Raw genomic sequence first — 21098 nt, 5'->3', positions numbered from 1 at the left:
ACGAAAAAAAATTGTACGCTCCGCTTCCCTAGCGGCTGTGCTGAAGCATATCATGGGCGAGCAGTGCCATTTCGATTGACGTTCGGCGGTGTGGCTGCAGCCAGTCCTCTCCCAGAATCTCCTCCAGCTTATCCAGTCTGTTATACAAGGTTTGTCTATGAATATATAGAGATTTAGCGGTCTCCAGCTTGGAGCCGAAGGCATTCATATAGGCCTGTAGCGTCGACAGAAGCTGAAGCTCGTGCTTCTCATCATATTGAATCAATGCTCCTAAGTGGTCCTGTACGAAGGACTTCAGAAACTCGTTCGGCGCAGCCTTTAGCAATTGATAGACTCCCAATCTGTCATAAAATAAACACGGGTTCATCTGAGGCACACTTCTACTGACCTCAATGACTTGATAAGCCTCCTCAAAGCTTCGCGAGGATTCAATCATCTTGCTTCTTGCTTTGCCAAAACCGGCATGAATCATCACACCTTCAAGCTGATGGGTAGCAAAACGGCTGATATCCGCTGTGATCGTCTGGAGTGTAAGCATTAGATTACGCTCCGTATCCTTCGTAATGGACTCTTTGGCACAGAGCACATGAATTTGGTTCATTTTCATCATCACAAGATGAGGTACATTATTTTTCTTCAGCAGTGAACGGAGCAGCACCATAATATCTTGATGCCCCGCTTCCTTTCGCTCCTCCGCAACGTTCTTGGAGCGATGCTCAATTTCCATCACACCGCCGATGAACAGGTATTGACCCTTCACCAGCAGACGCAGCCCCATGCTCGTCTGTGCCTGCTCCTCATTATGAATCCGGTTGCTGAGCAGATCCTGCAGAATACCGTTCTGATTACGGAGCATTTTCTCCTCCAGAAACTGAGTCCGCAGCAGTAGCGTGGCTACGGCTTTTACCGTGTAATCCAGAAGAAGAGGTGCTGCTTCCGTCGGCTGTTCTCTCGTTACAATGCCCACCCCCGAGAATACCTGCCCAAAAATAACGACAGGCTGGAACAATATCGTTGTGTCCTCATCGAGTGCAGCATGAATGTTTGATTCCTGACTCCCCAGGCTTCGATGCTCTACTTCATGGGCGTACAGCTCTGAAATTGCGGCTGCGACTTCTGGTTCTATACTGGGATAGAACTGGTTATGTTCAAGGGTAGAGATATACGCAACCTGCTGGGATGAATATTCATGGAGCAGACGGAGAATGCTGGATACATCGGTACTTTGGAGCGTCAGCTGCTGAATTTTGCGGGAATAATTCTCCAGATCCTTTAGGAGCTGATGCTGACGGTTAATAAGATAAGAGTGAATATCCTGCGTAATTTCTACAAAACGGACAGGCTTGTCAAATACGATAATCGGAAATCCATGCTCATCCGCTAGCTCAAGAATATCCGCAGGGATATGATCAATGCTTGTTCCGAATTCAACACACAGACCTGCAGCCTCACTCTGGATGAGCTGAAGAAGATACTCCTTCCGCTCCTGCTCAAATTTGAGCCAGAGTCCAGTAGACAAGATGAGATCGCCTCTGCTCAAGTAAGGTGAAATCTTGGTTATTTCCAGCACATGAACCCAGCCTACCTGACGATGGAGACCTTTTTCTCCGGCAGCAATATGGGCTCTTTTGAAGATCGGTCGGTTCATGACCTCTTTTATGGTAAGAGATTGTGATTTTTTCAGAAAACTCACCACCATGTGAAATATACTTACATTAACATTCATAACTACAACCATGACACTTGACTATTATGACATATTGTTATGCGAATTACATGATTTATAGACAGAAAGTAAGATGCATTTTGGTATTATCCAACATAGAATTGTAGTATAGCTGACATTGAATTATATAAAAACTTGAATCTATCAGCACGGTTGACATTCATATCCTACTCTAACGACGAGGTGATTCGCATGATCATTGGTGTACCAAAGGAAATTAAAAACAATGAAAACCGGGTAGCCCTTACACCCGCAGGAGCGGCAGAATTTGTACGCAAGGGGCATCAGGTATACGTGGAATCCGGTGCCGGCAATGGCAGCAATTTTACCGACGCTGAATATGCTGCAGCTGGAGCTGAGCTGACGGATGTTGCCTCAGTATGGAATAAAGCAGATATGGTGATGAAGGTCAAAGAGCCACTGTCCAGTGAATACGGATATTTCCGAAATGGTCTTATTCTGTTTACGTATCTTCACCTTGCGGCCGAGCCTGAGCTTACCAAAGCTCTCGTGGACAGCGGAGTGATTGCGATCGCTTACGAGACGATCACGGTGAACGGAGCCCTGCCTTTGCTGACGCCTATGAGTGAAGTCGCTGGCCGAATGGCTGCTCAGATCGGTGCTCAGCTGCTGGAGAAGAACAAAGGCGGCAAAGGGATTCTGCTATCCGGAGTTCCGGGTGTAAGCCGCGGTAAGGTTACGATCATCGGTGGAGGAATTGTGGGTACGAATGCAGCCAAAATCGCAGCAGGTCTTGGTGCAGATGTGACGATCATCGACCTTAGCGTGAATCGTCTCCGCGAGCTGGACGACATCTTCGGCAGCAGCATTCATACCCTGGTATCCACACCTGCAAATATTGCAGAAGCGGTCGCATCTTCTGATCTGTTGATCTGCGCTGTGCTGATTCCTGGCGCTAAGGCTCCTCGTCTCGTAACCGAAGACATGGTGAAGAATATGAGCCCCGGCTCGGTTATCGTGGATGTTGCCATTGACCAGGGCGGAATTGTAGAGACGATCGATCATATCACAACTCATGACAATCCAACTTATGTGAAGCATGGCGTTGTGCATTATGCGGTAGCCAATATGCCGGGTGCGGTGCCGCGTACTTCTACACTGGCACTCACAAATGCAACCTTGCCATATGCGCTGAAGCTGGCTAATCTTGGTGCTCTCCAAGCGATGAAGCTGGATAAGGCCATTCTTACAGGTCTGAATGTATTTAAAGGCCAGGTTACGTATGAGGCCGTCGCGAGAGATCTCGGGTATCCCTTCGTCTCAGCAGACGAAGCATTAAGAACCGCAGTAACCAACTAACTCGTCTGCAGCCCAGATCCTTCGAAGGCGATGATTGATAACACCTAAACTTCTATTCATATAAAAAAGAAAACAGCGCCTGCCTACTCAAGTTCAAGAGTAGGCAGGCGCTGCTTTTGCTTTTGTTCAAATATCAGGTATGAATCGGTGCAAGCTCATCCTGCACTTCTGCCTTTTGCTTCCGGTCGAGCTGATAAGAGAATGCTGTAATAACAAAGGCGGCAACCGTGAATGCAAGCGCCAGCCACGGAAGAGCGGCAAGTCCGCTGCTCTGCACAACCAGCCCCCCAATAAAGGAGCCTACTGCGATCCCGGTATTATTCGCAACCGGCATCAGAGAAGTCGCAAAATCTTTTGCCCGAGGCACGTATCGGCGAGCGAGATCAATAAGATACAGCTGTGTAGATGCATTCAGTACATAAGAGACCAGTGCAATCATAATCAGGCTCAGCAGCCCGGCAACAGGCACCGAGGCAAGCAATCCGAACAGAACAAAAAGTGCCGCCTGAACCATAAAGACGATCCTCAGCTTACCCATGTAATCTCCCGTCGCGACTCGGCCCCCAATATAATTACTTACGATGGTAACGAGTCCATATATGAACAGAATAACACTGAACCAAGCCTTTGGAAGACCCATGACCTCGCCCATAATCGGTTCAATATACGTATATACTACAAATATAGCTGCCGTCCCGCAGGCTGGAATCAGAAAAGCAAGGATGATCCGCGGATTCCCAAGCAGAACAAACTGTTCTTTGGCGGATACCTTCACAACAGGAATACCTCTTGGAATATACACCGCGTTTAACAACAGCGCTGCTACGCCCAAAATGCTGACAAGAATAAATGTAGCAGGCCAATCAAAAAACTGTCCTACGAAGGTGCCGATCGGAACCCCAAACACATTAGCAATGGTAAAGCCGCCTAAAATGTAAGAGATTGCACGCCCCCGGCGCTCAGGGGCCACATAATCACTTGCTACCGATATGGCCAGCGATAGGGACAAACCGCACAGAATCGCTGTGACTATTCTTGTTCCCATCAGGAATGCAAATGAACCGGATAATGCGCTAAGTATGTTCAACAGGATGATGAGTGTAATCCCGGTTAATATCAGCATCCGCTTGGGGAAACGACCGAAGATGCTCAGTACAATTGGTGTACCCACAGCATAGGCCATGGCAAATCCAGATACTAATATTCCCGCCGCCGTGAGCGTAACGCCAAAATCACGGGCAATATCTGACAGCAGACCAACAATAACATATTCCGTCGTACCGAGGATAAATGCCATTAGTGTAAAAGAAAAGACGAGTCCTTTTTCCTTGGAGTAAGACATGTTTCTCTCCCTCTATCTTTATATAATTTCATAGTGCGGTGTATGGTTTGAAATCCGCCTTTATCAGCATACGGATATTAGAGGGAGTCTACAATTAAACATGTTGCTGGGTTTTATTTCCTTGTTATATATCTTGTTCTTTTATTTGACAGAAGGTTTCACTTGGCTTTACGATGTGAACCATGATTCAATCGACACAGAAGGAAGGGATCAAGGTGAACAAGAACACTGTTCCGCCTGCTGAGCAGCTGTTATATGCCGGGAGCATAAGCAATAATCCAGACTGGCAGTTCCCAAGCCACAAGCATGATGATCTGTTTGAAATTCTCGTTATTAAGGAAGGCGAAGGGGATTTTATTATAGGGGAAACGAGCTATCACGCGGCCAAAGGGGATGTGCTTATTTACAACAAAGGCATTCTGCACGCCGAGAAATCCTCCAAGGAGCATCCGGTGTTTATCTGCTACTGCGGCTTCTCTTCTGCTCGCGAATATATTGTTCCGCCCCACGCCCATCCTCTGATTCGTGCTAACAAATACTCGAGCGAGATGGTGACGCTCATGGAGCTGCTGTTCGAGGAATCCTCCATGCAGGAGGAAGGATATGAACAAATCGCAGGGCATATACTGAGCTCCATTCTGGTGCTTGTACACCGCATGCTCAAACTGCAAAATTCCGCTCAAAGCTTGACCAAAAACAAGCTCGCAACCGAGATCAAGGAATATATCGACGGGAACTATACACAGGCTCTGAATCTCAAACAGATTGCTGACGAGTTTAATATCAGTTCCTACTATCTTGCTCATATCTTCAAGAACACCTATGGTACTTCACCAATTAATTACATGATCCAGAGACGCATGGGCGAAGCAACCCGGCTCCTCGTTCAGTCCGAGATGAAAATATGGGAGATTGCCAAGATTACCGGCTACGAGAATCCCAATTATTTCTCTATTCTGTTCACTAGAGTTGTCGGCATGTCGCCTAAGCAGTATCGAGAGCATCATAATCAGAGTCTTTCCTATGCGGAGGGCTTGTCCATACAACAGCATCATAAAAAAACAGATCTTTAGCTATCGCCAAGATCTGTTTTCACCTAATTTGTTATGCTTATTTGTTATGCAAAGAACACTAAACTACAGCGCGTGATCTAACAATCGATTCCAAACGCTCGATCGCTTCCAGACAAGCCCGGCTGTTATGATACGGACATTTCCATGCCCCAACCTTCTGCTGTCTGCGGTTAGGCTCACCACTACGGAATACCTGCCAGTGCCATTCCCCGCCTGTACGATCAACAATATAATCCCGAATAAAGCTCCAGCTGTTCTGAGCGGCATACAAGTACTGCATTTCATCACTGATCTGATAGGCATTAAGATATCCGACCATTGCTTCTGCCTGCGGCCACCAGTCCTTGCTGTCATCCAGTCTGCCGTCTGCATGAAGCTCATTATATATGGCGCCATCTGTGTCCGTACCTTCCGCAAGCGTCGCCACAGCCATCTGGATCGCAGCAGCTCGAACCTTGTCCAGCAGCTCCCGGTCTCCGAGTACTTCTGCCGCTTCCCACAGCAGCCAGCTTCCTTCGATATCATGTCCATAGGAGACGTCGGCAGACTGTGAATTCCACTCATCATCAAAGAACAGCTTGAAGTGACCTGACTCCGCATCCAGTATTAGATTCAAATGGACTTCGATCAGCTCCTTAAGCTTCAGGCGCAGCCCCTCCGGCTTCCATATCCGGTATAGATTCGTATAAGCCTCGAGCACATGCAGATGCGTGTTCATGGATTTGCGTTCATTCAGATCCTTGCCGCTGAGGCTGAGATCGTCTGTCTCGCCCCACTCTCTTGATAAGGCTTCCACATACCCTGTATGTACCGGATCATAGGCATAACGTTCGAGCAGGCGGTAGATCTCTTCTGCCAGCTGCAGCGGTTCGCGATTGCCCGTAGCCCGAATGTATTCAGCGAGTGCATAGATGACAAAAGCCTGCCCATATACCTGCTTCTTATCCTCTGAGGGTGTCCCGTCCGGATGAATCATCCAGTAGAAGCCGCCATATTCTTTATCTGCAAAATGGGTCTTCAGCTGTTCGAGCGCACGCTCGGCCATATGAAGATCATCGTCCTGCCCATATTTTCGGTAACCGGCAGCAAATGTCCATAGTATTCGCGCATTAAGAACAAGCGATTTATCCGCTCCATGTTCAATCTCACCGTCCGCATTCATCGCCCCGATAAAACCGCCATGGGTATCGTCGACCGTCCGTGCTTTCCAGAAGCCCAATATATTGTTCTTAAGCTCGAATTCAACCTCTTCCAGCCAGACTTGCAAGTCCAAGCTCTTCTCCATACATCCTTCCTCCTCGATCCTTCTTACTAGCAGCTCATCTCTCAATTCATCATAACAACATCATAACAAAATAGTTAATTATTCATATTAACCAAGGAATATACCACAATAACAAACCTCAAAATATAATAACATACTCTTGTATATTAATCTCTAAGTAATCTTATTTCGCTATATAAAATAATAACACGATAAGAATTAAATCTTATCGTGTTATTTTATATTGCTCTGTAGCTGCATATCTCTCTGAAGTTGCATTCTCCGCACACTCTTTCCGAAGGCATTGGCGTAAAATATCCGATTTCCTTCGGCCGGTTGTAGTAATCATCGGCAAGACAGGATTTCATCTCCTCGATCTCTCTGCCTACCTTGGCGATGACCTCATCAATTTCAGCCTGAGATGCCTGATAGCTCTCACTAATTCCGGTTAGCAGATACTCTACTCTCAGCTCAATATGCTCGTACGGTATATTATAATGCTCGTGAACATAGGCAGCATATAAGTATAGCTGCTCTGTAAAATTGTCTTCCTTCCCTGTTTTCCAATCAACGATAACGATATGGCCTTTCTCATTGCGATACAGCACGTCCATCTTCACGTATACTTTCGTATCGTGCAGAATCATATGGTCCCATTTCTCGACCTCCATTATATGAGCAATGCCAGACTGAATCTCCTTCCACGTCCTGCTCTCGTACAGCTTCCCAGCCACGGTCTCCATCCGTGCTTTGATCGAGGTAATTCGGTTCTGAAGCTTGGCATCTTCGTCATAGTACATTTCAGACAGCATGGTATGGTACTTGGGGTTCAGATGCCATCCATTCATATCTTTGGATTCCACATAGGCCTTGTTCAACAGGTCTCGCATTCGTTGCTGTAAGAAGGGTACCTCCGGCACTGTTCTGTTACGCTCCCAGCTTCGTATGACCGATTCACACATTTGATGTGCAAGGTTCCCGAATATCAAATACAGGCTGCTGAGCTGCTTCAGCCGGTAGGTTTGAACCTGGTCCGGATCTGCGGACTCCGGCTTCCAACCGTTATGTGAACCGTAATAATGGTAATAATATTTACGAAGGCATTCATTAAACATACCTGCTCGTGATCCTGAATAGGACCACGGGGGATACATTGTTATCATGATCCATCAGAGCCTTTCTTTGCAATCTATCATCGCTTTATTGTATTGTATTCTATCATAACCCGCAGAATCTAACGAAACATTTCATATTATGGAGCGTACTAAGAACAAAGCAATGAGAAGCCACTCCTGCATATAATGGAAGACAAGGCAGGGTTGTTCACGTTAAAGGGGCAAACAGACATGAGTACTGAATTTGAGCAGGAAGAAGTAAGGAAGGATTGGCTCAAGGCCGACTCCCTACTTGGACAGGTCGAAATTATAGGTAATGCGGAGAATGATCTGGTCAGCATTGAAGGAAATACAGATGGATTAGAATGCATCGGTGTTGGTACCGATGCCGCCGTATTTATAATGCCGGAATTACCTCAATATGCCTTCAAGATTTATTCACAGCAGGCCTTAGACAAGAAGAATATAGAAAAAGAAGTTTATGCGAAGCTGAAGGGTTCTCCGTATTTTGCAGCTTGTTATGGGGACGGTGTGAATTACCTGGTACTCAGCTTTGAAGATGGCCCTACGCTTCAGGACTGCATAACCCTCGGAATTCCAGTACCGGAACAGGTTATCCTTGATGTAGAAGAGGCTCGCAGGTATGTAAGAAGCGTAGGCCTTAACCCTCGGGATATCCATCTGAAGAACGTGGTTAATCAGAACGGACGCGGCAAAGTGCTCGATGTCTCCGAATATGTGAAGGAGGGTGACGACCAGCGCTGGGATCACTTAGTATGGGCCTACTATAATGTTTATCCCCGGTTTAACGAAATCAAGGTTCCGCTCTGGGTCATTGATGCCGTGAAAAAATGGTATCATCGCCGGAATAAATCGGTCATGAATCTGGAGGAGTTCTCTTCCAAGGTGATCCGATTGTTTGATAAGCTAATGAAATAGTAAGCTGTATAAAAAAAAGCGGCATGTGCATCTCCAAGTCATTCATAGAGATGCTGCATGCCGCTATTCTCGTTCATAACTTGAAAACAGCGCCTTGCCGCTATTATTGTTCAGAACCTGAGAACAGCGCCTTGCCGCTATTTCTGCTCAGAACTTAGAAACAGCGCCTCAAAAACCAAAGTCCAGCGCCTTCCCTGTCTCAGCTACACTTTTCACATTGCTTAGAACCATCGGCCAGGTCGATTTCGTTCGTTCATAGGAGGGATGCCCTTCACTCCACTCATCATTCACAAATGTCAGCTTCGTACAGCCGCCTACAATCTCAAGAGTATACGTCATTCGAGTCGTGAGCTCCGCATGATTCTCCGCATAGCTTGGTCCAGGATGCTCTGTGCAGCTGAACAACTTGCCAGGTTCACAGGCCAGTACCTCACCATACACGTGTACCGTTTCATCTCCTTCATTCCCAGGGCCGACATATCGATACCCCTCGCCTACCTTGAAGGAAGAGTCAAAGATCGAACCAAAGAATATCTGCCTTGTTCCTTCCGGTTTGAACAGCGTGTCCCATATCTTCTCGGGTGATGCTCCAATATACAGCTCATAGCGAAGTGCTTCCATTTAAGTCCCTCTCTTTCTCGTGAACAGCGAAGTATTTGACAATATCCTTCTTCACTTTGTCCAAAATTTGTTAAAATAAGACAAGATCAACATTCGATCTTCTGATAACTTGATATTACAGCTTGAGCATGAAGGCGTATTGTAAAAAAGCGACAGACAGGAGCGAAGCTGAAATGAGCTTTTTGTTCTCACAGAAACCTAGCATGGGTATCATGAACCTGGAGAAAGGCGAGGAGCATTTTCGCTTGGAACGCTTTTTGCCCAGTAGGGAGCTTCAGCATTTTATCAAGCACTATTGGGTTGTGGAATGGGAGCTGGCTGAAGACAAGACCCATATTCAGGAGGTCATTCCGAATCCTTGTGTCAATTTGGTCATCGAATCAGGACGCACTTTTTTCTATGGGCCTGCAACCCGTAAATATAGCTATCAGCTGAGTGCCACAGGACGTGTCTTCGGGATCAAATTTAAGCCAGGCGGATTCTTCCCTTGGTATGGGCAGTCTATATCCAGGCTGATCGATCATCCACTTCCGGCAGATGAGATATTCAATGTGCCCCGCGAAGAGCTGGAATCGACGTTTCTCAACACAGCGTCTGACCACTTAGAGCTTATTTCCCGTATGAATGATGCCCTATTGTCCCTATTGCCCCCGGAAGACAAGCTTACCGATCTGACAGAGCAAATGACAGAATATATTCGGCTTCATCATGAAATTACGAGAGTGGATCATGTATGCGAACAGTTTAATATGAACAAACGAACACTGCAGCGCATGTTTAAACAATATGTAGGCATTAGTCCGAAGAATGTAATCAAACTGTACCGGCTTCAAAATGCAGCGGAAGCGCTCGATCATGGACAAACGGTGAATACACTTGAGCTGAGCCTTGCGCTTGGATACCACGACCAGTCCCATTTTATTAAAGACTTTAAGGCCATTGTCGGTCAAACGCCGGAAGCCTATACACGAAATGTTGCCCGCCGCTGATAAAGCGCTAGTCCGCTTAGGCGCAGATTTATAATGTTCATCTTCAATACGCAAGACAAGGACTACGGATATTTCTCATCTCATATATCATACAAACATAAGGCCCCGGCAAGCGAATGCCAGGGCCTTATGTTCAATTCATGATCTTAGGAAGCCGATCCTGTTACACTTGTGCCATTCTTCGTAATCGTATAAGTGATCACTTCTCCGCTCCAGAAATGGAAGGTAAGAACCACCTCACCATCCTTCGTCTCATTGAAGAAGTTAGGCTTCAACACGATTTCGCCCTTATCATAGGAAGGAGAGAAGGTATACTCGAATTCCTTGAAGGAGGTCCAATTCTGTGGACCAGCTACGGTGCCATCCGTATATTTCGCTTCCATCGTTGCCAGCAGATCTCCGTTAAAGGATACCGGAATAGCGAAGAACTCTGTCGTTCCTTCCGCATCCTGCAGCACAGGTGTACTGTTCGTAATGACTCTGAATTTCCAGTCTGCGCCTTTGTTGAATTCAGCTGTAATGACGCTGTTCACACCATACTCACCGGAAGCGGTCAGTTCTTCAAGCTTGCTTGCTTTGATCGTAAGAACATCCTCACTTACCACATAGTCTTTAAATTTCTTCAAATTCTTGCCGTCCACACTCAGCTTCGTCAGCTTATTGCCGTTCAGCTCCAGCTGGATGTTTGCATCCTTCACATCCGCATCTTTTTCGACAAAGATCAGGTCAGTCTCAGCCGTTGCCGACCGTCCCTTCCAGCTTTCCTTCATCATATTGAAGAAGTCGAGATCAGACCATTCGTAGGTTGTTCTATTCATATGCTGGCCGTTATCCCATAGCATGTGAGTTACATCTTTTTCATTCAGATAATGCGTCAGGAACTCGAAGAATTTCAGCTTCTCACCCTGCTCGATTACAGCCGTGCTTTGGTCAAAGCCAAGAAGTCCATACTCACCAAGAATGACCGGAATTCCTTTGGCAACAAACGTATTGTGGACATTATCAAAGGTTTGGATAATATCGTTCTTCGTATCCTTTTCAAAATGGGTATAACCCGCAATGTTCACACTAAACGGCCAAAATCCATAATAATGAACGGTTGCGATAATATTAGGATCATTCAGCTCTGTAATTGTGGCATACAGCTCATCCATTCTCTCCTGTGTAGGCGAAGCCTCTAAGGTTGATAGAACAAGCGGTCGTTCTGCATTCTTGCCGCCGGATTCACGCAGAATGCTGTGGAAGGACAAATTCAGTTCTTTCAGCATATCGAACATCTTCTCTTCATCTGTCGTTCCACCGTCGGAGAAGCGCGGCTCGTTAACGCTTTCAAACATCAATTTGTTGGAATGATCTTTGAAGTGGTCTGCTACTTGGGTCCAGATCGCGTTGTACCGAGCAAGGACTTCGTCATGCTTCGTCTCCATGTGGCTGATCCATAACCAGGAATCATGATGGACGTTAACCATGACATACAGATCTTCATCCAAAGCCCAATCTACAACTTGTTCAACCCGCTCCAGATAAGCAGGCTCAATGGTGTAGTTCGGAGCTTCACCGATATGGCTGTCCCAGGTCACTGGGATACGAATACTCTTATATCCTTGGTCTGCAATTTCCTCAATCAGCTCTTTCGTAATTTTCGGATTGCCCCAGGCTGTTTCATCCGCTCCGACGGCATCCAGGGAGTTCCCCAGATTCCATCCGGGCTGCATGTCATCTACATAAGCCTGTAGTTTATTTTTGGCCACTGGCTCTGCTTCCTGCTGCTTGTCCGCAAAGGCAACAGATGTGAATAAAGAAATGACAAGTGCTGGAACCATTGCAAGTGCGAGTAAGCTCTTCGAACGCTTTTTGTGCAATACCATTTGCATCTCTCCTTATGTAATTTAGGTCATGATACAAGCGCAGCAGAACGTGCTCGACTATACTGAAAGCGCTTTCGGTAATAACTTATCATAATTTACCATCCAAGAATACCCTGTAAATTCTTTCTATACTCATATAAAAATTAGATATTATAGGAATCTGCCTCAGCATTAAAAAAAGAGAGCAGCCTGATTACACGCGCTCTCCTAATTATTAAAATCTCTATATTGATTAATGATCCAGGAAGACAAGCTGGATGAAGAACAATACCGCGAAGATGTAGAATATCGGATGAACATCCTTGCCTTTTCCGCGCAGCAGCTTGAGTACCGGATAGAAGATAAACCCTACCCCGATTCCTGTTGCAATACTATGTGTCAGCGGAGTAAGAATGATAATAAGAAATGCCGGGAAGGCCTCCTCAAGATCATTCCACTTGATCTTACTAATAATGTTGATCATAAAGTAACCGACGATAATCAGCGCTGGCGATGTAATAGCCGGGATACCTGAGATTACACTAATAATAGGTGAGAAGAACAAGGTTAATGCAAGCAGAACGGATACGACTACAGCCGTGAGTCCTGTTCTTCCTCCGGCAGCAACCCCTGTGCTTGACTCAATATAAGCCGATGTCGGGCTTGTTCCGAACAATGCGCCCGAAGTCGTTCCGACTGCATCAGCCAACAGCGCACCGCGGGACCGCGGGAATTTCCCATCCTTCATCAGCCCTGCCTGTTCAGCAACACCGAGCATTGTGCCCGTTGTATCAAACAGGGTAATCAGCAGGAATGTAAATATGACCGTATATAAACCGTTTGAGAATACACCAGCAATGTCCAGCTGGAATGCAGTAGTCGTGAAGCCCTGCGGCAGGGACACGATGGATTCCGGCATTTGGAATAGTCCCATGATCCAGGCAATAATCGCGGTAATCACCATACCGATGAATAGATAACCTTTTACGTTGTAAGCCATCAGTACAACGGTAATCAGCAGGCCGATGATTGTCAGATACGCCATAGGCTCGGACAGATTCCCTATTGTAATCAGCGTAGACTCGGAAGCTGCGATGATGCCTGCATTTTGCAGTCCAACCGTTGTAATAAACAAGCCAATCCCTGCCGTAATCGCATGCTTTAGACTTTCTGGAATTGCATTAAGCAGCATGTAGCGGAATGAAGTTAGTGATAGAATAATGAATAGTATACCTGCAACAAATACCGCACCCAGTGCAATTTGCCACGAAACGCCGCTGCCAGCTACAACACTGTATGCAAAGAATGCATTTAATCCCATGGCAGGCGCCATAACAATTGGATAGTTAGCCCATAATCCCATAATCAGTGTGGCCACAATACTTGCAAGGACTGTCGCAATAAACACACCGTTAAAATCCATTCCTGTGCTGCTCAGAATACCTGGATTGACGACCACGATATAGACCATCGTAAAGAATGTCGTAATTCCGGCTATAATCTCGGTTGAGACACTAGTGCCTCTTTCTTTTAATTTGAACCATCTTTCCATGGAATAGCCTGCCTCCAGCCTTCATAGTTGTGCATACGGTGCTAAAAACAAAAAATCCTAATCTACTCTTATAGGATTGTTAAAATGTCGCTCCTATATTCGTCATTAGGATCTAACAGCTCTATTTTATAAGCTTTAAACCAAAATATTAGGATACATATCTATGTTTTTAACCTGATGCGCATTTCGTATTCTAAAGAATTTAACACGACATGTCAATAAAATCATGATTTGTTCACAGTTATTTACGAACTATATTAAGTCTATTCGTAGTGTTTATTCGTTTTTATTGACCTCGAATGCTGGAGGGCGGTACGTGCTTATACTTCTTAAACGTTCTGCTGAAGTAAGAAATATCATTATATCCGGCTGCAAGAGCGACCTCCGAGATCGTCATTTCCGTGTTACGGAGCAGATACTCCGATTTGTTGATTCGGAATTGATTAATATAATCGGTTACTGTCTTGTTCGTGAGCTCGCTAAACAATCGGCTGAAATGAAACCGCGACAAATTGGCCATCCGGGCCAGCTGCTCTACCGACAGCTCCTCCAAATAATGCTCCTCTATGTATTTGAAGACCGGAGCAAATCGCGTCAGATTCTTGGTACGGCTGTTAAACACCGACAGCGGCATATATTCAGCAACATATTTACGGAACAGGATCGTCAGCATACGGTACATGCTGGATTTAATGGCAAGCTCATATCCCAGCTCTCTATTGCGGAACTCGTGTTTGATCAGCTCAAACGCACCTCGCAGCTCCTCATCATCTGTAATATGATTCCTGAACATCACATTATTCTGTGTCATCGGCGTAATGAATTTGGTCTCCACCGCATCCGGCGATGGACTCTGCAGCAACGAAAAATCAGCAATGAGGGCATTATACAGCAGATCACCGGACAAGTTGATCCCATAGTGCAGATCGTTGCTGTTCAGAATAATTAAGTCTCCAGCCTTGGCATGAGTGACCTGCGAATTGCATTCGATTTCCGCTTCGCCGTGTACAAAATACAAAATCTCCATATGCTCGTGAAAATGTGGAGGGAACAGCGTCTGCCCCTTCTCTCTGTACTCACAATGATGAAGCTTGATCGGAAAGTGTGGATCCGGCATGTCCATAGGTTCCCGCAACGCAGCGTTTCTAAGCATGTCACCCCTCCATTGACCGCACAATTGTTCAAATAATCAGCATCCGTCTGCATGGCTTTCTCATAGGTCCCAAAATACAATAGTTGTGAATCATGAATAGATTGAGCCATGAAGCTGACAGCGCATACTTCTTAGCATTTCAGCGTTTAGAATGTCTGCAGTGAAGATCGGTTCTTTCTATCCAGTATATCCTATTACAGAGCTTGAAGGGAGCACGAAATTACATATGAGTACACTAAAAGTTGGCGTCATTGGCGCAGGCAGCATCTCTCAATATCACTTAACTCCTTATAAAAATAATCCGAATGTAACACTTCTCGCGGTCTGTGATATGAATCTGGACAGAGCACAAAAAACAGCCGAAGAATACGGAGCTCCACACGCCTACAGCGATTATAACGAGCTGTTGGCCAATGAGGAGATCGATGCTGTCAGCATCTGTACCTGGAATGATACTCATGCCGAGATCAGCATCGCCGCTCTCAAGGCTGGCAAGCATGTCCTCGTGGAGAAGCCCCTCTGCCGGACGGTGGAAGAAGCTCTAAAGATCCAGCAGGCGGTTAAAGAATCCGGCAAAATACTTCAAGTCGGATTTGTCCGCAGATACGATCCGAATGCGCAGATGCTTAGAGCTTTTGCAGACAACGGAGAATTCGGTGAGATTTATTATGCCAAAGCTTCCTATATCCGCAGACTCGGTAATCCGGGCGGCTGGTTCGCAGATTCAAGACGCTCCGGCGGAGGTCCGCTGATTGATATCGGCGTCCATGTCATTGATCTCTGCTGGTACATGATGGGCAGACCCAAAGTAAAATCCGTCAGCGGCAACACCTACCGCAAATTAGGCAACCGATCCAATATCAAAAATCTATCCTCTTATAAAGCAGCAGACTACAGTGCGGAGAGTAATGATGTCGAGGATTTGGCCAATGCACTGATTCGGTTTGAAAATGGTGCTACATTGCTTGTAGATGTGAGCTTCACACTGCATGCCAAAGAAAATGAAGGTGTTGTTAAGCTCTATGGTGACAAGGGTGGATTCGAAATCGATCCGGAAGTCGTCATTGTTACAGAGAAAAACGATACGATTATAAACATCAAGCCTCAGACCGACAGCAAGGGCTTCCAGTTTGAGAAAGCGTTCCAGAGCGAGATTGACCATTTTGTAGAGTGTGTACAGACGGGCAAGCAGCCGATCAGCCCAGTTGAGGACGGCGTAGAGATTATGAAGATCCTTCGCGGCATTTACGAATCTGCCAGCACAGGGAAGGAAGTGTACTTATGAAGCTCGGACTCAGCACTTACAGCCTGTATCAGGCACTGAACAGCGGTAAAATGACGGTCGAAGATGTCATTGACTTCACTGCGGATCATGGCGGAGAACATGTGGAGATTGTTCCGCTCGGCTATAATCTCACAGAGCAGCCTGAGCTGATTGATACCATCGTATCCAAAGCCGCTGCCCGTGGACTCGAAATATCTAACTATGCGATCGGTGCTAATTTTCTGCTGAATGACCAGGATGCTTATGAACAGGAGATCGCCAGAGTGCAGCGAGAGGTAGATATCGCACACCGGCTTGGCGTCAAATTAATGCGTCATGATGTCGCCTCATCCCCGGATGTATCCATCGCTAATTTCAATGCTCATTTGGAGCAGCTGGCGAATGCTTGCCGCCGTATTGCAGAATATGCAGCTTCATATGGAATCACGACGAGTGTGGAGAATCATGGGTTCTTCATCCAGCAAAGCGACCGTGTACAGGCGCTGATTCATGCTGTAGGGCTGCCTAATTTCAAAACAACACTGGACATCGGAAACTTCCTGTGTGCCGACGAGCAGCCCATTGCTGCTGTGAAGAACAACCTCCCTTATGCTTCCATTGTGCATATCAAGGACTTCTATGTCCGTCCGGCAGGGCAGTATCCAGGGGAAGGCTTCTTCACCTCTACAGCAGGCCAATATTTACGCGGTGCAGTCGCCGGTCAAGGAGATCTTCCGATGCGTGATATTATCAAGATGATCAAATCCTCTGGTTATGACGGCTATCTGAGCCTCGAATTCGAAGGATTGGAAGACTGCGAATTGGGTTCGAGAGCAGGACTCGCCAACGTAAGAAGAATATGGGACGAAGTCTGAAATCTAGCGGACTGAATCCCCAACCCTAAACTTAATTTTAGAACGAAGGTAGATAAGGAGGTACTGTATGTCTTTTACAAATAAGATCGGCGTCATATCGGATAGTTTCCAAGCAGGACTCAAGGGTGGTCTCGTAAAGGCCAAAGAGGTTGGTGCAGAGGGTGTGCAAATCTATGCGGTCTCTGGAGAAATGGCTCCTGAGAACTTAACAAGCACAGACCGTAAGCAGCTGCGCAGCTATATTGCTGACTTAGAGCTTGAAATCTCGGCACTATGCGGGGATTTAGGCGGACATGGCTTTCAGGATGCGGCAGCAAACCGTGAGAAGATCGAACGCTCGAAGCGCATTCTAGACCTCGCTGTGGAGCTGGGCACCGATGTGGTTACCACACATATTGGCATCGTCCCTGATGATGTAAACAGCTCTATTTACAGCACAATGCAGGAAGCCTGTGAAGAGCTTGGCGTCTATGCGAAGAGCATGAATGCCTATTTTGCAATCGAGACCGGCCCTGAACGCGCCGCCCATCTGAAGAGCTTCCTTGATTCTCTCAGTACAAACGGAGTGTCGGTCAACTTCGATCCTGCCAATATGGTCATGGTGACTGGCGATGATCCCGTCGAAGGTGTAAAGCTGCTCAAGGATTACATCGTTCATACGCATGTGAAGGACGGCAGGCAGACCCGACCTATTGATCCTAAGGAAGTATATGGCTACCTCGGCTATGAAGGGATGACGCATGAGAAGATTGCGGAGATGGCCTCCTCGGGAGCGGCCTTTTTAGAAGTGCCTCTTGGTGAAGGTCAGGTGGATTTTGATGCTTACTTTGCCGCTTTACAGGAGATTGGCTATAAAGGCTATCTGACGATTGAGCGCGAGGTTGGCAGTACACCGGAGGAAGATATTAAGAAGGCGGTTCAGTTTATTAAGAAGTATCGGGGATATTGAGTTAGTTGGGAAAAAGCAGGAGGTTGGCTGCTGCGCCGCTTCGATAGCGAAAGGTACGTTCGATCGTTCTTGGTTTGGAGAGCTCTGATTGGATTATCTAAGGTTATCTCTCCAAACCAAATACGAGCGCTGGCGCTTCTCTCTGTACCCCTTCGCTCTCTTCGCTTATCAGCCAACCTCCGTTAAGAGCATCCCCCACACTTCTTATTAACTGATGTGGGGGGGATTATGAAATAGGTCCGATACTGCAGAAGCAGATGTCGGACCTTTTTTATGAAATTCGTGTTAGCTGGCTGTTCCGCTTCGATAGCGAAAGGTACGTTCGATCGTTCTTGGTTTGGAGAGCTCTGATTGGATTATCTAAGGTTATCTCTCCAAACCAAATACGAGCGCTGGCGCTTCTCTCTGTACCCCTTCGCTCTCTTCGCTTATCAGCCAACCTCCGTTAAGAGCATCCCCCACACTTCTTATTAACTGATGTGGGGGAATTATGAAAAAGGTCCGATACTGCGGAAGCAGATGTCGGACCTTTTTTCTACTCCGAAAAAAATACAGCATGAAGGATTGCTTTCGCTTTCTTTAAATCACGTGAATCCAGCTTATTTAGCATCTCAGTGACTTCGCTCATTTCCTTGGAAACAATAGGATTACCTAGTACTTCGCTTGTACTCTGGCTGAGTTCATTTGGATTCTCATTTGTCTCCGGATAAATCCATGATGTCTGCCATGTTTCATGTAGAACCTTAACGAGAAATTCCAACTCCTCTTCGTTATACCGCTGCAAGAATCGATGGACCCCAAAATCTATTTTTTGATGCAATGCTTCATGCAAACGATTAATTTCTCTGCCTAGTGATGTTGTACGAAACAGAACTTCCTTTTTATTTCCAGGAATATATTCAAAATCAATAATTTTTTTATCTGCCAATCTTCTCGTGATTTTAGAAACATTCCCTTTTGAAAAGCCGAATTGCTTCGATATCGTTATCCCATTGACAGGCTCAAGCTTACCAATGGCGCTCAACACATGCAGCATACTGACAGTCATATCCTTCATCAATTCTGCAATGACTGGATTAGGACTATTTTGAATAAGCCACTGTTTTTCTTCATCCTCTTCTCCTTGAAATTTTTGCTGTAGAGCATTCACTGTTCCCATCAATTCGTTTATAAGTCGATCTTTTTTTTGTACTCCTAAATCATCTGTCATCTATTTTCCTCCGGAAATGGTGGTTAACTTAAAATCCAGTATATCAAGAAGAAGCTCACCAATAAAGTTTCCACGAAACTATGTTGACATAAATCATTAAGCTCTTTAATATTGTTCATTAGAAACTTTATTATTTCTTAGAAACAAAAAACGGATACAGAACAAAACAGGAGTGAACACTGAGATGACGATCAAACCCACCGACCAGCATTATATCGACGTACTTATTGCTGGAGCAGGTCCTACCGGCTCCACACTGGCTGCGGATTTACTCCGACGCGGCCTTCGCGTCCGTCTAGTCGACAAGGCAGCACATGCTTTTAAAGGCTCCCGTGCTAAGGGGATTCAACCCCGGACCCAGGAGGTCTTCGAAGACCTCGGCGTACTTGAAGAAGCTCACAATGAAGGCGGACCATACCCGCTTGCAGGACTCCACATCGGACCGATCACTATACCGTGGCGTATGCAAATGCAAAGCAAGCCAACTCCAGATATACCTTATCCAAATATCCTACTACTGCCACAGCTTCGTACTGACGCTATCTTGCACCGTCTCCTCGAACGTCAAGGACTATGTATTGAGTTTAATACCTCGGTGGAAGACTTTGAACAAGATGCAGATGGGGTGACAGTGACTCTCTCTACAGGAGAACAAATACGCAGCAGATATCTGGTCGGGGCCGACGGGGGTTCGAGCACCGTTCGAAAAGTACTGGGTACGCGATTCATCGGCGATACCGATGAATCCGACCGAATGATCATTATCGATGCTACAATTGATGGATTATCAAGCAAACGGTGGCATATATGGCCACGAACTCAAGGTAAATCTGTCGCAGCATGCCCCTTGCCCCACACGAACCAGTTCCAGGTTATGATTAAACTGGCACCAAACGAAACACCCGACCTTCACAATACCGCGTTGGCAGCCCATTTTTATAAGCTTACCGGTTTGAAGCTCCATGACATCACTTGGAGTTCGATATTCCGGCCAAACGTCAGGCTCGCTGAGCACTATCGCTCAGGAAGGATTTTCGTGGCCGGTGACGCCGCCCATGTCCATACTCCGGCTGGAGGGCAAGGTCTTAATACTGGAGTCCAGGACGCCTACAACCTCGGCTGGAAGCTCAGCCAGGTGATTGCAGGTGCTCCTGACCGTCTCCTTGACAGCTATGAGAACGAACGACTGCCAATTGCCGCATTCGTACTTGGCAGATCTAATGAGCTATACTCCGGACTCAAGCAGCATCGTCTATCCAGCCTTAAGCGAGGAGACGAAGAACGACAGCTCGGTATCTCTTATCATGGTGGTCTACTTGCACCAATGGAAGCACCTGCTACCAAAACCCTCCGTGTTGGTGACCGAGCACCGGACTCAACTTGTATCGGACAGGATGGGATACGGCGACTCTTTAACGTCTATCAAGGGCCGCACTTCACTCTGTTGGCCTTTGGAGCTAACGCTACCAAGGCACTTCACGAGCTGACGTGGCCAGCTACAGGTGCCAAACTACATCGCTACTCAGTGGAGACCCATGGCAGAATTGATCATAATTGCATCATTGACAGCACCGGTAATCTGAACAGTATCTATGGCATCACTAGAGACACATTAGTATTGATCCGACCAGATGGATACATTGGAAGCATTATTACGAAAGACTGGCATGCAGCTTTCGACGCTGCAGCCAAAGAGCTTACCCCACCACTACAATGAGGAATATATAAATGATTGCCCTTGAAGAGGGATTTTCTAGAGGGAATGATATTTTCATTATGCGGAAGATCAGCGAAAATCAATAAAAGATCCGAGACTGCTGTGGCAGATTTCGGACCTTTTATTGTGAAGCTGGTTCGTA

17 protein-coding genes are annotated in these 21098 nt (G+C 46.3%); 8 read left to right on the top strand and 9 right to left on the bottom strand.

Translation table 11 applies throughout. The features are described 5' to 3' along the window. Nucleotides 1–28 precede the first annotated feature (28 nt). A complete protein-coding gene (locus tag PUW25_RS05130) occupies nucleotides 29–1648 on the bottom strand; it encodes a PucR family transcriptional regulator (protein WP_238546394.1) in 1620 nt (539 codons plus the stop codon). Nucleotides 1649–1918: 270 nt separating this feature from the next. Between PUW25_RS05130 and ald the strand changes: the two genes are divergently transcribed. Continuing rightward, entirely contained in the window at nucleotides 1919–3046 is a 1128-nt protein-coding gene (ald, locus tag PUW25_RS05125; RefSeq protein WP_047912274.1) for an alanine dehydrogenase, read from the top strand. Nucleotides 3047–3179: 133 nt separating this feature from the next. On the opposite strand, the gene PUW25_RS05120 is transcribed toward ald, so the two are convergent. Then, nucleotides 3180–4388: an MFS transporter gene (locus tag PUW25_RS05120; protein WP_047912275.1), complete on the bottom strand. Its 1209-nt coding sequence runs from the start codon at nucleotides 4386–4388 to the stop codon at nucleotides 3180–3182. 215 nt (nucleotides 4389–4603) lie between these two features. Here PUW25_RS05120 and PUW25_RS05115 point away from each other — a divergent pair, with 215 nt between their 5' ends. After that, entirely contained in the window at nucleotides 4604–5461 is an 858-nt protein-coding gene (locus PUW25_RS05115) for a helix-turn-helix domain-containing protein (protein ID WP_193746052.1), read from the top strand. 58 nt (nucleotides 5462–5519) lie between these two features. Here PUW25_RS05115 and PUW25_RS05110 read toward each other — a convergent pair whose 3' ends face one another. Beyond that, a complete protein-coding gene (locus tag PUW25_RS05110; protein ID WP_047912276.1) occupies nucleotides 5520–6746 on the bottom strand; it encodes an AGE family epimerase/isomerase in 1227 nt (408 codons plus the stop codon). 218 nt (nucleotides 6747–6964) lie between these two features. Beyond that, nucleotides 6965–7879, bottom strand: a complete 915-nt coding sequence (locus tag PUW25_RS05105; RefSeq protein WP_337999943.1) for a PD-(D/E)XK nuclease family protein — start codon at nucleotides 7877–7879, stop codon at nucleotides 6965–6967. Nucleotides 7880–8071: 192 nt separating this feature from the next. Between PUW25_RS05105 and PUW25_RS05100 the strand changes: the two genes are divergently transcribed. Beyond that, nucleotides 8072–8779: a protein kinase family protein gene (locus PUW25_RS05100; protein WP_047912277.1), complete on the top strand. Its 708-nt coding sequence runs from the start codon at nucleotides 8072–8074 to the stop codon at nucleotides 8777–8779. Nucleotides 8780–8947: 168 nt separating this feature from the next. On the opposite strand, the gene PUW25_RS05095 is transcribed toward PUW25_RS05100, so the two are convergent. After that, a complete protein-coding gene (locus PUW25_RS05095) occupies nucleotides 8948–9400 on the bottom strand; it encodes an SRPBCC domain-containing protein (RefSeq protein ID WP_047912278.1) in 453 nt (150 codons plus the stop codon). A gap of 173 nt (nucleotides 9401–9573) precedes the next feature. Here PUW25_RS05095 and PUW25_RS05090 point away from each other — a divergent pair, with 173 nt between their 5' ends. Beyond that, complete coding sequence (locus PUW25_RS05090) at nucleotides 9574–10389, top strand: helix-turn-helix domain-containing protein (protein WP_047912279.1); 816 nt, start codon at nucleotides 9574–9576, stop codon at nucleotides 10387–10389. 146 nt (nucleotides 10390–10535) lie between these two features. Here PUW25_RS05090 and PUW25_RS05085 read toward each other — a convergent pair whose 3' ends face one another. From PUW25_RS05085 to PUW25_RS05075, 3 genes are all read right to left on the bottom strand, one after another. Next, nucleotides 10536–12257, bottom strand: coding sequence for a cellulase family glycosylhydrolase (locus PUW25_RS05085; RefSeq protein ID WP_047912280.1), 1722 nt, complete (start codon nucleotides 12255–12257; stop codon nucleotides 10536–10538). A 232-nt stretch (nucleotides 12258–12489) separates the two neighbouring features. Continuing rightward, nucleotides 12490–13788: an NCS2 family permease gene (locus tag PUW25_RS05080; protein WP_047912281.1), complete on the bottom strand. Its 1299-nt coding sequence runs from the start codon at nucleotides 13786–13788 to the stop codon at nucleotides 12490–12492. Between the two features lie 286 nt (nucleotides 13789–14074). Further along, nucleotides 14075–14941 carry an AraC family transcriptional regulator gene (locus PUW25_RS05075; RefSeq protein ID WP_047912282.1) on the bottom strand — a complete coding sequence of 289 codons (867 nt, stop codon included), beginning with the start codon at nucleotides 14939–14941 and terminating at the stop codon, nucleotides 14075–14077. A gap of 226 nt (nucleotides 14942–15167) precedes the next feature. Between PUW25_RS05075 and PUW25_RS05070 the strand changes: the two genes are divergently transcribed. The 3 genes from PUW25_RS05070 to PUW25_RS05060 all read left to right on the top strand — a co-directional run bounded on the left by PUW25_RS05070 (nucleotide 15168) and on the right by PUW25_RS05060 (nucleotide 18029). Then, nucleotides 15168–16226, top strand: a complete 1059-nt coding sequence (locus tag PUW25_RS05070; protein ID WP_047912327.1) for a Gfo/Idh/MocA family protein — start codon at nucleotides 15168–15170, stop codon at nucleotides 16224–16226. Then, nucleotides 16223–17080 carry a sugar phosphate isomerase/epimerase family protein gene (locus PUW25_RS05065; protein WP_047912283.1) on the top strand — a complete coding sequence of 286 codons (858 nt, stop codon included), beginning with the start codon at nucleotides 16223–16225 and terminating at the stop codon, nucleotides 17078–17080. Before PUW25_RS05070 ends, PUW25_RS05065 begins: the two co-directional genes overlap by 4 nt. 67 nt (nucleotides 17081–17147) lie before the next feature. Then, entirely contained in the window at nucleotides 17148–18029 is an 882-nt protein-coding gene (locus tag PUW25_RS05060; protein ID WP_047912284.1) for a sugar phosphate isomerase/epimerase family protein, read from the top strand. Between the two features lie 535 nt (nucleotides 18030–18564). Here the strand turns inward: PUW25_RS05060 and PUW25_RS05055 are convergent. Then, complete coding sequence (locus PUW25_RS05055) at nucleotides 18565–19239, bottom strand: MarR family transcriptional regulator (RefSeq protein ID WP_274338537.1); 675 nt, start codon at nucleotides 19237–19239, stop codon at nucleotides 18565–18567. A 184-nt stretch (nucleotides 19240–19423) separates the two neighbouring features. On the opposite strand from PUW25_RS05055, the gene PUW25_RS05050 reads away from it, so the two are divergent. Continuing rightward, nucleotides 19424–20956 (top strand): FAD-dependent monooxygenase, encoded by a 1533-nt coding sequence (locus tag PUW25_RS05050; RefSeq protein ID WP_047913471.1) that lies wholly within the window; start codon nucleotides 19424–19426, stop codon nucleotides 20954–20956. The last annotated feature ends 142 nt before the right edge of the window (nucleotides 20957–21098 follow it).

The organism is Paenibacillus urinalis, assembly GCF_028747985.1.
In the GTDB taxonomy this organism is placed as follows: Bacteria; Bacillota; Bacilli; order Paenibacillales; family Paenibacillaceae; genus Paenibacillus; species Paenibacillus urinalis.
The sequence above is the reverse complement of the archived record's forward strand: the minus strand, read 5'-3'. Positions and strand labels throughout refer to the sequence as shown.

Excerpts from the sequence above, each read along its gene's own strand:
- PUW25_RS05130 (WP_238546394.1), bottom strand. The coding sequence starts at position 1,648 with ATGAACCGACCGATCTTCAAAAGAGCCCATATTGCTGCCGGAGAAAAA.
- ald (WP_047912274.1), top strand. The coding sequence starts at position 1,919 with ATGATCATTGGTGTACCAAAGGAAATTAAAAACAATGAAAACCGGGTA.
- PUW25_RS05120 (WP_047912275.1), bottom strand. The coding sequence starts at position 4,388 with ATGTCTTACTCCAAGGAAAAAGGACTCGTCTTTTCTTTTACACTAATG.
- PUW25_RS05110 (WP_047912276.1), bottom strand. The coding sequence starts at position 6,746 with ATGGAGAAGAGCTTGGACTTGCAAGTCTGGCTGGAAGAGGTTGAATTC.
- PUW25_RS05105 (WP_337999943.1), bottom strand. The coding sequence starts at position 7,879 with ATGTATCCCCCGTGGTCCTATTCAGGATCACGAGCAGGTATGTTTAAT.
- PUW25_RS05100 (WP_047912277.1), top strand. The coding sequence starts at position 8,072 with ATGAGTACTGAATTTGAGCAGGAAGAAGTAAGGAAGGATTGGCTCAAG.
- PUW25_RS05095 (WP_047912278.1), bottom strand. The coding sequence starts at position 9,400 with ATGGAAGCACTTCGCTATGAGCTGTATATTGGAGCATCACCCGAGAAG.
- PUW25_RS05090 (WP_047912279.1), top strand. The coding sequence starts at position 9,574 with ATGAGCTTTTTGTTCTCACAGAAACCTAGCATGGGTATCATGAACCTG.
- PUW25_RS05085 (WP_047912280.1), bottom strand. The coding sequence starts at position 12,257 with ATGGTATTGCACAAAAAGCGTTCGAAGAGCTTACTCGCACTTGCAATG.
- PUW25_RS05080 (WP_047912281.1), bottom strand. The coding sequence starts at position 13,788 with ATGGAAAGATGGTTCAAATTAAAAGAAAGAGGCACTAGTGTCTCAACC.
- PUW25_RS05075 (WP_047912282.1), bottom strand. The coding sequence starts at position 14,941 with ATGCTTAGAAACGCTGCGTTGCGGGAACCTATGGACATGCCGGATCCA.
- PUW25_RS05070 (WP_047912327.1), top strand. The coding sequence starts at position 15,168 with ATGAGTACACTAAAAGTTGGCGTCATTGGCGCAGGCAGCATCTCTCAA.
- PUW25_RS05065 (WP_047912283.1), top strand. The coding sequence starts at position 16,223 with ATGAAGCTCGGACTCAGCACTTACAGCCTGTATCAGGCACTGAACAGC.
- PUW25_RS05060 (WP_047912284.1), top strand. The coding sequence starts at position 17,148 with ATGTCTTTTACAAATAAGATCGGCGTCATATCGGATAGTTTCCAAGCA.
- PUW25_RS05055 (WP_274338537.1), bottom strand. The coding sequence starts at position 19,239 with ATGACAGATGATTTAGGAGTACAAAAAAAAGATCGACTTATAAACGAA.
- PUW25_RS05050 (WP_047913471.1), top strand. The coding sequence starts at position 19,424 with ATGACGATCAAACCCACCGACCAGCATTATATCGACGTACTTATTGCT.